9 protein-coding genes and 1 rRNA gene (1 of these 10 only partly in view) are annotated in these 13,232 nt (G+C 32.0%); 1 reads left to right on the top strand and 9 read right to left on the bottom strand.

Going from position 1 to position 13,232, the window contains the following annotated elements; genetic code table 11:
* Window positions 1–178 precede the first annotated feature (178 nt).
* The 9 genes from CW731_RS08175 to thrS all read right to left on the bottom strand — a co-directional run bounded on the left by CW731_RS08175 (window position 179) and on the right by thrS (window position 11,521).
* Window positions 179–2,584 carry a glycoside hydrolase family 31 protein gene (locus CW731_RS08175; RefSeq protein ID WP_100946257.1) on the bottom strand — a complete coding sequence of 802 codons (2,406 nt, stop codon included), beginning with the start codon at window positions 2,582–2,584 and terminating at the stop codon, window positions 179–181.
* A gap of 275 nt (window positions 2,585–2,859) precedes the next feature.
* The gene (gene glgB / locus CW731_RS08170) at window positions 2,860–4,767 is read right to left on the bottom strand and encodes a 1,4-alpha-glucan branching protein GlgB (protein WP_100946256.1); all 1,908 of its coding nucleotides are present in this window, start codon (window positions 4,765–4,767) and stop codon (window positions 2,860–2,862) included.
* A 32-nt stretch (window positions 4,768–4,799) separates the two neighbouring features.
* The gene (locus CW731_RS08165) at window positions 4,800–6,062 is read right to left on the bottom strand and encodes a glucose-1-phosphate adenylyltransferase (RefSeq protein ID WP_100946255.1); all 1,263 of its coding nucleotides are present in this window, start codon (window positions 6,060–6,062) and stop codon (window positions 4,800–4,802) included.
* A 2-nt stretch (window positions 6,063–6,064) separates the two neighbouring features.
* Entirely contained in the window at window positions 6,065–7,465 is a 1,401-nt protein-coding gene (locus CW731_RS08160; RefSeq protein WP_100946254.1) for a glycogen synthase, read from the bottom strand.
* Window positions 7,466–7,610: 145 nt separating this feature from the next.
* The gene (locus tag CW731_RS08155) at window positions 7,611–8,189 is read right to left on the bottom strand and encodes a hypothetical protein (protein ID WP_100946253.1); all 579 of its coding nucleotides are present in this window, start codon (window positions 8,187–8,189) and stop codon (window positions 7,611–7,613) included.
* Between the two features lie 85 nt (window positions 8,190–8,274).
* Complete coding sequence (rplT, locus tag CW731_RS08150) at window positions 8,275–8,619, bottom strand: 50S ribosomal protein L20 (RefSeq protein WP_068450935.1); 345 nt, start codon at window positions 8,617–8,619, stop codon at window positions 8,275–8,277.
* A gap of 94 nt (window positions 8,620–8,713) precedes the next feature.
* The gene (gene rpmI / locus CW731_RS08145) at window positions 8,714–8,911 is read right to left on the bottom strand and encodes a 50S ribosomal protein L35 (protein WP_100946252.1); all 198 of its coding nucleotides are present in this window, start codon (window positions 8,909–8,911) and stop codon (window positions 8,714–8,716) included.
* A gap of 33 nt (window positions 8,912–8,944) precedes the next feature.
* Complete coding sequence (gene infC / locus CW731_RS08140; protein ID WP_100946251.1) at window positions 8,945–9,463, bottom strand: translation initiation factor IF-3; 519 nt, start codon at window positions 9,461–9,463, stop codon at window positions 8,945–8,947.
* Window positions 9,464–9,580: 117 nt separating this feature from the next.
* Window positions 9,581–11,521, bottom strand: coding sequence for a threonine--tRNA ligase (gene thrS, locus CW731_RS08135; protein ID WP_100946250.1), 1,941 nt, complete (start codon window positions 11,519–11,521; stop codon window positions 9,581–9,583).
* Between the two features lie 884 nt (window positions 11,522–12,405).
* On the opposite strand from thrS, the gene CW731_RS08130 reads away from it, so the two are divergent.
* Window positions 12,406–13,232, top strand: a 16S ribosomal RNA gene (locus tag CW731_RS08130) (it continues 693 nt past the right edge of the window).

The following is a 13,232-nucleotide window of genomic DNA, read 5'->3' as shown; positions in this document are numbered from 1 at the left end:
GTTAAATAAATTTTTGTTAGTAAATCTTAATTAAATTATACAATTTGGGGGAAATCAGATTTACTAACACTACAAATATATAGTAGATAAAAGTATCTCACAATCCCTGAAAACAGTATAATTTTGGTATCCCTGAATTCAGGGATAGGTATCCCTGAATTCAGGGATACTACCTAAATTATTTTCCGAATAAATGCAATTCTGTAAACTCTTTATCGATAGTGATAGCTTGTGTTTTAGAAGAATTTACATTCTCTAACTCGATGGCTACATTATCTATCTGAATTGAGGTGATTTTGAACGGTAAATTATGAAATACAATAATGAACTTACTGTAATTTGCGCTAAAGTCTCCGCGTTTGTGTTGTTGTAAAATTAATTCTTCTTTTTTTCCTGTTACTTTGAAGGTTCGTAAACTAAATCTTCCTTTCTTATAATCATAACCATCATGAGCGTCATCATATAATTTTGAAGATTCTTTACCTTCTTTATAATAAACATCTAAAGTAATCTTATCAAAGTTCTTTTCATCAACATATTGTTGAACAGGATATTTCGGAATTACAGCACCTTCTTTAATAAATAGCGGAATGCTGTCTATTTCTGCATCGACCCACATTTCTTTTCCACCTTCAACTACTTCATCTGTCCAGAAATTGTACCATTTACCTTTAGGAATATACATTCTTCTTCCTTTTGCATTTGGTTCTATTATTGGGCAAACTAAAATTTGTTCTCCGTATACAAATTCATCACTTCTATAATGTGTTGCAGTATCTTCTTGATCATATAAAACCAACGATTTTAAAATTGGAGTTCCTTCATTTATATATTGCCAAAATGCAGTATATAAATAAGGTAAAAGTTGATATCTTAATTCAACAAACTTTCTTACGATATCTGTAATTTCTTCACCAAAAACCCAAGGTTCTTGATTGCCATGATCACCAGAAGAATGTACTCTACAAAAAGCATGGAAGATTCCTAATTGAATCCAACGGGCAAATAATTCTCCTTGTGGTTGTTCTGCAAAACCACCAATATCAGATCCTGCAAAAGAAAAACCAGACATAGACATTCTCTGTGCTTGGTTATTAGCTATTGCCAAATGTTCCCAAGTTGCAACGTTGTCTCCCATCCAGGTAGAGGTATAGCGTTGTGCACCAGAATAAGCAGATCTTGTAATTACAAAAGGTCTTTTCGGATATGCATATTTCTTTAAACCATGATAGGTTGCACGTGCCATTTGTGTTCCATAAATATTGTGTGCTTTTCTGTGAGAACAAGGATTACCATCATAATCATGACGCACATCATCTGGAAAAGACTTGTTAGGAACGTCCATTACTGCTGGTTCGTTCATGTCATTCCACACACCTTTTACACCAATATCTTCAATTAGTTCTTTAAATAAGCCAGCCCACCATTCTCTAACTTCTGGTTTTGTGTAATCTGGAAAATAACATTCTCCAGGCCAAACCTTACCTTTCATATAAGGCCCATCTGCACGTTTACAGAAGTAATCTTTGTCTAGGGCCTCTTTAAAAACATCGTATTCTAAATCTATTTTAATTCCTGGATCTATAATTACTACAGTTTTAAAACCATCATCTTCCAGTTCTTTCACCATTCTTTTCGGGTCGGGAAAGTGTTTTTTATCCCAAGTAAAACAACGAAAACCATCCATATAGTCAATATCTAAATAGATCGCATCACAAGGAATTTTTAAATCTCTAAATGTTTTTGTAATTTCTTTTACGTTACTCTCTGGGTAATAACTCCATTTACATTGATGAAAACCTAAAGCCCATAATGGAGGTAAAGTATGAGGTTTACCTGTTAAATCAGTATAGTTCTTAACTACATCTTCCATTTGTGGTCCGTAAATAAAATAATAATTCATTTCACCTCCTTGTGCCCAAAAACTAGCTACATTTCTTCTTTCATGTGCAAAATCGAAATGAGATTTAAAGGTATTGTCAAAGAAAATACCATACGCTTTATTGTTTTGTATAGCAGTATAAAAAGGAATTGCCTTATAAATAGGGTCTGTGTTTTTACCAAAAGCATATGAATCTGTTGCCCAATTCTCGAAACGCTTTCCTTTTAAGTTTACGTCTACAGGTTTGTCTCCTAAGCCATAAAAACTTTCTGCTTTCTGGCAAGCTTTACTCATTTTTACAATGTCACCACCATACTCATAACTTTCTTCCCAATGAAAACCAATTTCGTCTTCATTAATCAATTTTAAGTCAATAGCATCAAATAAACTTACTTGTAAGCTTCGCTTTTCTACCTTGCAAATTAATTTAGAAGTAGTAATTATATAGTGAATTTCATCTTCAGATATATCTAAAAAACTATATCCTCTGCTTGCATGTTTGGTAATTCCATAAGAAAAATCATTTTCAAATTTACCTGTTGTACTATATCTAAAACGGATAACACTATCTCTTACAACCGTTATTTGTAATACAACTCCGTTTTTTGTAAAAAAATGTAGTGTATCTACATCTTTATTATATTCTATAATTTCTGAAGGAAATAAATTTCCTTTCTGTTCTAATTCTGTATTAACAATCATAATTTTGGTTGTTTATTTTGACTTACAAAAAACGTGAAAGTTCGTTTGACAATTATATTTAATATTATTTTTTTACGACAACGTTTTAGCTCTTTTTAGAGTCTAAAATATTACTTATTTATTAAAAAATTAAAGAAATATGATTTATTTTAAGAGGTCCATTAAAGGTTTTCTATAATCTTAAAAAAGATCTTTTTTTGTAAAATTTTAAAGAATAGTCCTCTTCTTTTATTAGAATTGCAGTAAAAATAAAAAAGAGGACCTCTTATTAAATATTATTTATACTTATAAGCAAGCATACCCAACGGAGGTAGGTTTAATTCTATAGAATTTTCTCTATTATTCCATTTTTTGTCTTCAGAGTTTAGTTTTTTATTTTTAAAATTACCTGTTCCATTGTACTTGGAGGCATCACTATTAAAAACTTCTTTTAAAACACCAGTTTTTGGTAAACCTATTCTATAATTTTCTCTAGGGACAGGAGTTAAATTTAAAACAATTACTAGATTGTCTTTTTCATTATTTCCTTTTCTAATATACGTCATTATAGAATTTTCATGGTCTCCATGATCTATCCACTCAAAACCTTCATGAGAAAACTGCTTTTGATATAATGCACTTTCTTTTTTATAAAATTTGTTTAAATCTCTTACTAAGTTTTGAGCGCCTTTATGAACATCATATTCTAGCAAATGCCAATCTAAACTTTGCTGAAAATTCCATTCACTTGTTTGTCCAAACTCATTTCCTTGAAATAATAATTTTGTTCCAGGATGCGTGTACATAAAACTATATAACAATCTTAAATTTGCGAATTTTTGCCATTCATCTCCAGGCATTTTTTCTACGATTGCTTTTTTACCATACACTACTTCATCATGAGATAAAGGCAGCATAAAGTTTTCTGTAAAAGCATAATTTAAACTAAATGTTAATTCATTTTGATGGTGTTTTCTATAAATAGTTTCTTTAGCAAAATAGTCTAGCGTATCGTGCATCCAACCCATCATCCATTTCATTCCAAACCCTAATCCGCCAGAAAAAACAGGACTAGATACTTGCGGAAAAGAAGTAGATTCTTCTGCAATGGTTTGTACATCTGGAAAGTTTTTGTAAACAGCTTCATTCATTTCTTTAATAAAAGAAATTGCTTCTAAATTTTCTCTTCCTCCAAATTCATTTGGTTCCCATTCGCCTTCTTTTCTAGAATAATCTAAAAATAACATAGACGCTACAGCATCTACACGCAAACCATCTGCATGGTATTGTTCTAACCAGAAAATAGCGTTACTTATTAAAAACGATTTCACTTCGTTTCTACCATAATTAAAAATAAGACTTTTCCAATCTTGATGATATCCTTTTCTAGGATCTGGGTGTTCATACAAACTAGAACCATCAAAATTACCTAAACCATGAGCGTCTGATGGAAAATGAGATGGAACCCAATCTAAAAGAACGCCAATTCCTTTCTCGTGGAATTTATCAACTAAAAACTTAAACTCATCTGGGTAACCGAAACGTGAAGTAGGAGCAAAGTAGCCCGTTAATTGATACCCCCAACTCGGGTCGTAAGGAAATTCCATTATTGGCATGAACTCTACGTGCGTAAAATTCATTTCTGCAACATAATTTACAAGTTCATCAGCTAATTCTGTGTAGCTCATAAACCTATTTTCTTCTACTTTTTGTTTCCAAGAACCTAAATGGACTTCATAAACGGAGTAAGGTGCATCTAAAGCATTGTGCTTTTTGCGCTCTTTCATCCATTTTTTATCTTTCCAAGAATAATTATCTTCCCAAATTATAGAAGCTGTTTTTGGAGGGTGCTCACATCTTCGCGCATAAGGATCTGCTTTTTCTGTGATAATACCATCACTACTGCTTTCTATTTTATACTTGTAAGTGTTGCCTTTTCCTGCATAAGGAATAAAACCTTCCCAAATTCCGCTAGAATCCCACCTTACATTTAATTGATGTTCTTTATCATTCCAATAATTAAAATCTCCAATTACAGAAACTTTTCTAGCATTGGGTGCCCAAACAGCAAAATAAGTACCCTCTATACCTTTTTTTGTTGTAATATGAGCCCCAAATTTATCATATAATTTGTAATGTTTACCAGCTTTAAATAAGCTAATATCGAAATCTGTAAATAAACTATGCGCTATAACCTTAGACATGTATTGGTTTTTAATTGAAAATTAAATAGATTCTAAATGATAGTTCCTTTAGGAATTATGGCTCCTTTTTTTAGAACTACAATACCATCTTTTACTAGATATGTATCTGTTTCAATATCTTTTAAATGTAAACCTCCGTTAATTCTGGTATCGTCTCCAATTCTACAATTTTTATCAATAATACAATTGTTGATAAAGCATCGATCTCCAATACCAAGTTGATTTTCTATTTTTTTACTCTTAATATCTTCTAAAGATTCATAAAAGTCGTTACCCATCATGTAAGTTTTAGTTACAATAGTTTCTTTACCAATTCTAGAACGAATACCTATGACAGATCTCTCTATTTTTTCTGCATTTATAATACAACCGTCTGCAATAATGGTTTTATTTAGAATCGTATTAGAAATTTTTGATGTTGGTAGAATACGAGCTCTTGTGTACACTCTGTTTTTATCATACAAATTAAACTTAGGTAAATCATCTGTTAGCCCTAAGTTAGCTTCAAAGAAAGAATCGATGTTTCCAATATCTGTCCAATAACCTTCATATGGGTAGCTCATTGTTTTGTGTTCTCCTATAGCTTGCGGAATGATTTCTTTACCAAAATCAATGGTATCAGGGTTTGCCATTAATTCAACCAGTAAGTCTCGGTTAAAAATGTAAATTCCCATAGAAGCTAAATAATTTCTTCCTTCACTTTTCATCTCGTCACTCACATCTGAAGTCCAATCTGGTAATAAATCTGCTGCAGGTTTTTCAATAAAAGATGTAATTATATTATTATCATCTGTTTTTAATAAACCAAATGAAGTTGCATCTTTTGCATTTACAGGATAGGTAGCTATAGAAATTTTAGCGCCACTTTTCTTGTGTTTTTTAATCATATCTTTAAAGTCCATGTTGTACAACTGGTCTCCAGATAAAATTAAAGCATACTCAAAATCGTGTTGCAAAAAGTGATGCATACTCTGTCTTACAGCATCTGCAGTTCCTTGAAACCATTTGTCGCTTTGTATGGTTTGTTCTGCTGCCAATACATCTACAAAAGCAGAACTAAAAAAACTAAAATGATAAGTGTTTTTGATATGAGCATTTAAAGAAGCGGAATTAAACTGAGTTAATACATACATTCTTTTAATGCCTGAATTAATACAATTAGAAATAGGGATATCTACCAATCTATACTTTCCTGCAATTGGAACTGCTGGTTTAGATCTATCTTTTGTTAACGGATACAACCGAGACCCTTGTCCACCACCTAAAATAATACCAAGCACTTTGTCATTTATCATAATTAATTTTTTAGAGATTTATATAAGTTTACATATTCTTGCGCAGAATTATTCCAAGAATGGTCAATTTTCATTATGTTTTTAAGGTTTTTATTGAATGCTTTTTCGTCGGAATAATATTCAGTAGCTCTTGTTATAGCTTTTGTTACTTTTTCGACAGTAACTCCGTTATGAACAATACCAAAACCATCTTCTTTATCAATATCTATAACGGTGTCCTTTAAACCTCCAATAGCATTTACAACGGGTACTGTACCGTAACGCAAAGAATACATTTGATTTAAGCCACAAGGTTCTACTCGAGAAGGCATTAATAGAAAATCTGCACCAGCATAAATAATATGTGCTAGTTTTTCATTATACCCAATAAATGTATTAAAGTTTTCTTTTGGTATAGCCGTTAGTGCTTCTTCAGTTTCTTTGTGCCCAGAACCTAACAAAAGGATGGAAATAGTATTTTCCGCAAGTGCTTCCTTAAAAATTTTAGGGAATAAATCTGCGCCTTTTTCACCAACTAGTCTTCCAATGAAAACAAAAAGAGGTTTTTTAATATCTAGTTTAAATTCTTTACATAACCATTTCTTGTTCGCTGTCTTACCTGAAATAACGTTAGATGTTGTGTAGTTTTTTATTAGTTTCTCATCTGTTTCAGTATTCCAAACGGTCCAATCTATCCCATTTAAAATTCCAATACATTTTGCACTTTCATGGTTTAGTAAATTTTCCAATCCATTAGCTTGTAACTTTAATTCTTCCATATAAGAAGGAGAAACTGTTGTTACTTTCCAAGCACACTTTATAGCAGCTGCTAATGAGTTTATATTACTGTCCCAATCTAATAACCCTACCTTTTCAAAGTTAAAAGGAGGAATTAGGTGTGTTTTTTCATGAGAAAACCACCCTTGATATTGTGCATTATGGATAGTTAAGACTGTAGGGATATCTTTTAAAGTTTCATATTTAAAACTATGAGACATCATAAAAGGAATTAAACCTGTATGATGATCATGTGTATGAATGATATCTGGTTTTTCTTCAAAAGTTAACAACCAATCTAAAGTTGCAATTTGAAAAGCTAAAAAACGTGCTGTATCATCATTAGAATAAACATAGTCTTTAAATAGTAAATCTGGCACATCAATACAGAAAAGATCAAAACCTAATTGGTTGCTTGTTAGTTTGAGTACTTTAAAATGAAAGTACTCATGGCCAAGTGCTATATAGTTTTCATAAATTTTTTCAAAGCTATTACTTTCTGTAAATTTATTATCATAGTAAGGCATTACCACGTTACTAGTAGTGCCTAATTTTTTTTGGTATTTAGGAAGTGCTCCAACAACATCTGCAAGTCCACCAATTTTGGCTATGGGAAAACATTCCGCACTTATATGTAGTATATTCAATATTTGTAATTAGATAGTTAGTTTATAAAACTACAAAATATTTTTTGACTAAAGGAAACGATGTAAATTATTAATATAAGTTTAATAGAACGTGATAAAAGTTAAATAAAATTTACCTTTTCATAAGAAATAGGTCTATTGTTTATTAATTTCTTTGTTTATTAATTTCATCTTGCAATTCTCTTCTTAGTTTCTGCTCTCTTTCTATCGTTTTTTTTCTATGTTGCTCATATTCGTATTCAACATCTTGTAAATTATTTTGAGCTTTTTTTGTTAGGATGTTATTTCTAGAAAATTTAAAAATAAAATAAAGCAATGCTAATAATAAGAATAGAACTATAGTCCATAAGATAAGATTATAAATTGTTTTACTTATTTGTAGACCAAATAAAGAAATTGAATCTTCTTTTTGAATTGCAGCTTCTAAATCTAATTTCGTTTTATTAAGGATGACTTCCGTTTTCTTAATATTCTCTCTTTCTGCTTTTAGAATATTATTTTTTTCTGTTAACAAGCTTTTAGAAGTTTTTAAAGAGTCTAAAACTTGTTGTTTTAGGTTTAAAAACTTTTCTTTCCCAATTACTTTATATTTTTGATAGCTAGTTGATGTTCTATATATTTTATCAAATTGTCCACTAAGAGAGGCATCTTCAATTACTGTTTCTTGGGCAAAAGAAATTGATACTAGTAAAAATGTTGCAAAAGTTAATATATGTAATCTCATTTTATAAATTTTTTAATAGAATAAAAGTAATAAAAAAACCCAAACGTATTTGTTTGGGTTTTTATTATAAGCAAGTAATTTATATTTATTTAATTTTTTCTACAACTGCCTTAAAAGCGTCTGGGTTGTTAACAGCTAAATCAGCTAAAACCTTACGGTTTAATTCGATTTGGTTAGCTTTCACTTTTCCCATAAACTGAGAGTAAGACATTCCGTGTAAACGAGCTGCAGCGTTAATACGCACAATCCATAAAGAACGAAAGTTTCTCTTATTGTTTTTACGGTCACGGTATGCATAAAGCATTCCTTTTTCAACCGCATTTTTTGCTACTGTGTAAACGTTTTTTCTACGTCCAAAGTAACCTTTTGCTGCCTTCAAGATTTTTTTTCTTCTTTTTCTTGAGGCTACTGAATTTACTGATCTTGGCATAATTTCAATGTGTTTTGTAGTAGGCGATTCAATTAAGAATACTTTTTATTTTTGGCCTAACTCCATGGTTAATAATTAAATTCCCTTATTAAACTTATTTCAAGTTTAATTGTTGCATAATGTTAGACTTGTCCGATTTATGTACTAAACCATCGTGAGTTAACCTTAATTTACGTTTTTTAGACTTCTTTGTTAAGATGTGACTTTTAAACGCGTGCTTTCTTTTGATTTTTCCAGTACCAGTAACTTTAAATCGTTTTTTGGCGCTAGATTTGGTTTTCATTTTAGGCATCTCTCCTTCGTTTTTATCTTGCTTATAAGATTGTTATTTCACTTTTTTAGGAGCAATAAACATAATCATACGTTTACCCTCTAATTTTGGTAGCTGTTCTACCTTACCGTATTCTTCTAGTTCTTGGGCTAACTTTAATAATAAAATTTGTCCTTGTTCTTTAAAAATAATAGAACGCCCTTTAAAGAATACAAATGCTTTTAACTTAGCTCCTTCTTGTAAAAACTTAAGAGCATGTTTCTTCTTAAATTCATAATCATGCTCATCTGTCTGAGGCCCAAAACGTATTTCTTTAACAGTAACTTTCGTTGCCTTAGATTTTAAAGATTTTTCACGCTTCTTTTGCTCATACAAGAATTTCTTGTAATCAATAATTTTACAAACAGGTGGTTTCGCTTTGGGTGAAATCTCTACCAAATCTAATTCCTGCTCAGTGGCTAACTCTTTAGCTTTGTCTAATTTGTATACCCCTACTTCTACATTATCGCCCACAAGACGAACTTCGTCAACATATTTTATTTTTTCATTAATCCTATGTTGATCTTCTTTGATTACTCTTAACGGTCTTCTCGACCTGCTTCTACGTATTGCTATGACCTATATATTTTAAGTTTGACTTATGGTTGTTTTTCAACCTTTTTATCTTTTCTTTTAGAAATTCAAAATTAATTAAAATTTCTTCAATGTTTTGCTTTCTTCGGTTTTAATTAAAGAAATAAATTCTTCAATTGTAAATGTGCCAATATCTCCTTCACCATGTCTTCTTACAGAAACTGTGCCATCTTGTTCTTCTTTCTCACCAACAATAACCATAAATGGTGTTTTACTAACTTCTGCATCTCTAATCTTACGACCAGTTTTCTCACTTCGGTTGTCTACGAGGGCGCGAATTTCGGAATTTTCTAACGATTCTAAAACTTTTTCTGAATATTTTTGATATTTATCACTGATTGGCAACAAGATAACTTGGTCTGGTGTTAGCCAAAGTGGGAAGTTACCTCCCGTGTGTTCTAGTAATACCGCAATAAAGCGCTCCATAGAACCAAATGGTGCTCTATGAATCATTACTGGTCTGTGTAATTGATTATCTGCTCCTTTATAGGTTAAATCGAATCTTTTAGGTAAATTATAGTCAACTTGTATCGTTCCAAGTTGCCAACTTCTGCCTAAAGCGTCTTTTACCATGAAGTCTAATTTCGGTCCATAAAAGGCAGCTTCACCTTCTTCAATCACAAAATCTAAACCTTTATCTGTAGCAGCATTTATAATTGCATTTTCAGCAATTTCCCAAGTCTCAGTATCACCTATATACTTGTCTGGGGTGTTTTTATCTCTAACAGAAACCTGTGCCGTAAAATCTTCAAAGCCTAAAGAACTAAAAACATATAAAACTAAATCGATTACGTCTTTAAATTCCTGATCTAATTGTTCTGGAGTACAGAAAATATGAGCATCATCTTGTGTAAAACCTCTAACACGTGTTAAACCGTGCAGTTCTCCACTTTGTTCATATCTATAAACAGTACCAAATTCTGCAAAACGTTTTGGTAAATCTTTGTAAGAATAAGGTTTAAAATTGTAAACTTCACAGTGATGTGGGCAGTTCATAGGTTTCAATAAAAACTCTTCATCCATCTTAGGTGTTTTTATCGACTGAAAACTGTCTGCACCATATTTTTCATAATGTCCAGAAGTAACATATAATTCTTTCTGACCAATATGTGGTGTCATTACCATTTCGTAACCCGCTTTTTTTTGAGCTTTCTTCAAGAAATCTTCTAAACGTCCTCTTAAAGCAGCACCTTTTGGCAACCATAAAGGTAAACCAGCACCTACTTTCTGAGAAAAAGTAAATAACTCTAACTCTTTTCCAAGTTTTCTATGATCACGTTTTTTTGCTTCTTCTAGTAACTCTAAATATTCAGTTAGCAACTTTTGTTTCGGGAAACTAATACCGTAAACACGTGTTAATTGATTATTCTTCTCATCACCGCGCCAATAAGCACCAGCAACACTCATTATTTTAATCGCTTTTATAATTCCTGTGTTAGGAACGTGTCCTCCTCTACATAAATCAGTAAAGTCACTGTGGTCACAAAAAGTAATTTCTCCATCCGTCAAGTTTTCAATCAACTCAACCTTGTATTCATTGTTTTCCCCTTTATATAAAGATAAAGCATCAGCCTTAGAAACAGATCTAATTGAAAACTCATGTTTTCCACGAGCAATTTCTAAAAATTTCTTTTCAATAGCCGGAAAATCTTTGTCAGAAATAACGTCTTCACCTAAATCTACATCATAATAGAAACCATTATCAATAGCAGGTCCAATCGTTAACTTTGCTTTCGGATAAAAACTTAAAATAGCTTCCGCTAAAACATGTGCAGAAGAATGCCAGAATGCTTTCTTTCCGGCATCATCATTAAACGTATATAAAATTAACGAACCATCTGTTGTTAATGGAGTGGTGGTTTCAACAGTTACGTCGTTAAAATTTGCAGATATTACGTTTCTAGCAAATCCTTCACTAATGCTTTTTGCAACATCCATTGGAGTACTGTTTATAGCAAACTCCTTAATAGTTCCGTCAGGTAAAGTAATTTTAATCATTTAATGTCTAATATTTGAGTATGCAAAGATATTGGAAAACAATTTTTCACACAATATATATATGTACTTATTATAAGGAAGTGTTTTTTTCGTGTGTTTCCTTTTTTTTAAATAGTCATAGGTTACATCTAAAAACTTTATTAATAAAAAAAGGTCGGGCTTTACACTATATCTTTTATTCATAACTTCATAAAAGGATGCCGTTTCAATCCCTAACACGTATTTTTGCCAGAGAAATTATATTTTAGAGTTTTAATTAATACAAGTTAAGTGTGCTTCATCTATTACTAGGTTTCCTTTTTAGATTTAAAAAACATTTTTTCAATTAGATTTTAAGAGAATCAATGATAAAGGCAAGTAATAAATAATTAAAATAGTATTTAAATAACTCAATACAATACTCTTATCTATTTATTGTAAAATAAACAAGAAATAAGTGTTAATAAATGGTTGAGATATTAAAAATGTATTGTAAGTTTGCACCCGCTAACAGCAATAGTGTTTTGTTAGTTTCGTTCATTGATAGGTTGTTTGGAGATTCTTTAATTACTGATTAAAAAGGTGTTAAAGAGTTGTTTTAGTTAAGAGAAAAAAACATTTATTTTTTCTTGTCAGGTTTAAATTAAGTTTTATATTTGCAGCCGCTAAGCGAAACAGTAAAAGATCAAAGAGATTTTGGTAATGGCATTGACTTGTCAGTTAGTTCGATTCTAACGTTTCTACAAATTAGGATTTACAACGAGTGTTTTTATGCATGAGTGCGATACCCTAAAGAAGTTCATTGAAAATATTGAAATTGACAGCGTAAACAAAGAGTAGAATAACCACATTAGTTAAATAATGTAAATTCTTTTGAAACTTATTCATTAACATATTTAAAATATACAATGAAGAGTTTGATCCTGGCTCAGGATGAACGCTAGCGGCAGGCTTAACACATGCAAGTCGAGGGGTAACATTGTAGCTTGCTACAGATGACGACCGGCGCACGGGTGCGTAACGCGTATAGAACCTACCTTTTACAGGGGAATAGCCTTTAGAAATGAAGATTAATGCCCCATAGTATTGAGAGATCGCATGATTTTTTAATTAAAGATTTATCGGTAAAAGATGGCTATGCGTCCTATTAGTTAGTTGGTAAGGTAACGGCTTACCAAGACATCGATAGGTAGGGGTCCTGAGAGGGAGATCCCCCACACTGGTACTGAGACACGGACCAGACTCCTACGGGAGGCAGCAGTGAGGAATATTGGACAATGGAGGAGACTCTGATCCAGCCATGCCGCGTGTAGGAAGAATGCCCTATGGGTTGTAAACTACTTTTATACAGGAAGAAACACTAGTATGTATACTAGCTTGACGGTACTGTAAGAATAAGGACCGGCTAACTCCGTGCCAGCAGCCGCGGTAATACGGAGGGTCCAAGCGTTATCCGGAATCATTGGGTTTAAAGGGTCCGCAGGCGGTCAATTAAGTCAGAGGTGAAATCCCATAGCTTAACTATGGAACTGCCTTTGATACTGGTTGACTTGAGTCATATGGAAGTAGATAGAATGTGTAGTGTAGCGGTGAAATGCATAGATATTACACAGAATACCGATTGCGAAGGCAGTCTACTACGTATGTACTGACGCTGAGGGACGAAAGCGTGGGGAGCGAACAGGATTAGATACCCTGGTAGTCCACGCCGTAAACGATGGATACTAGTTGT

This window comes from Polaribacter sp. ALD11 (assembly GCF_002831685.1).
Classification (GTDB): domain Bacteria; phylum Bacteroidota; class Bacteroidia; order Flavobacteriales; family Flavobacteriaceae; genus Polaribacter.
This window is presented reverse-complemented; position numbering and strand designations above follow the sequence as displayed.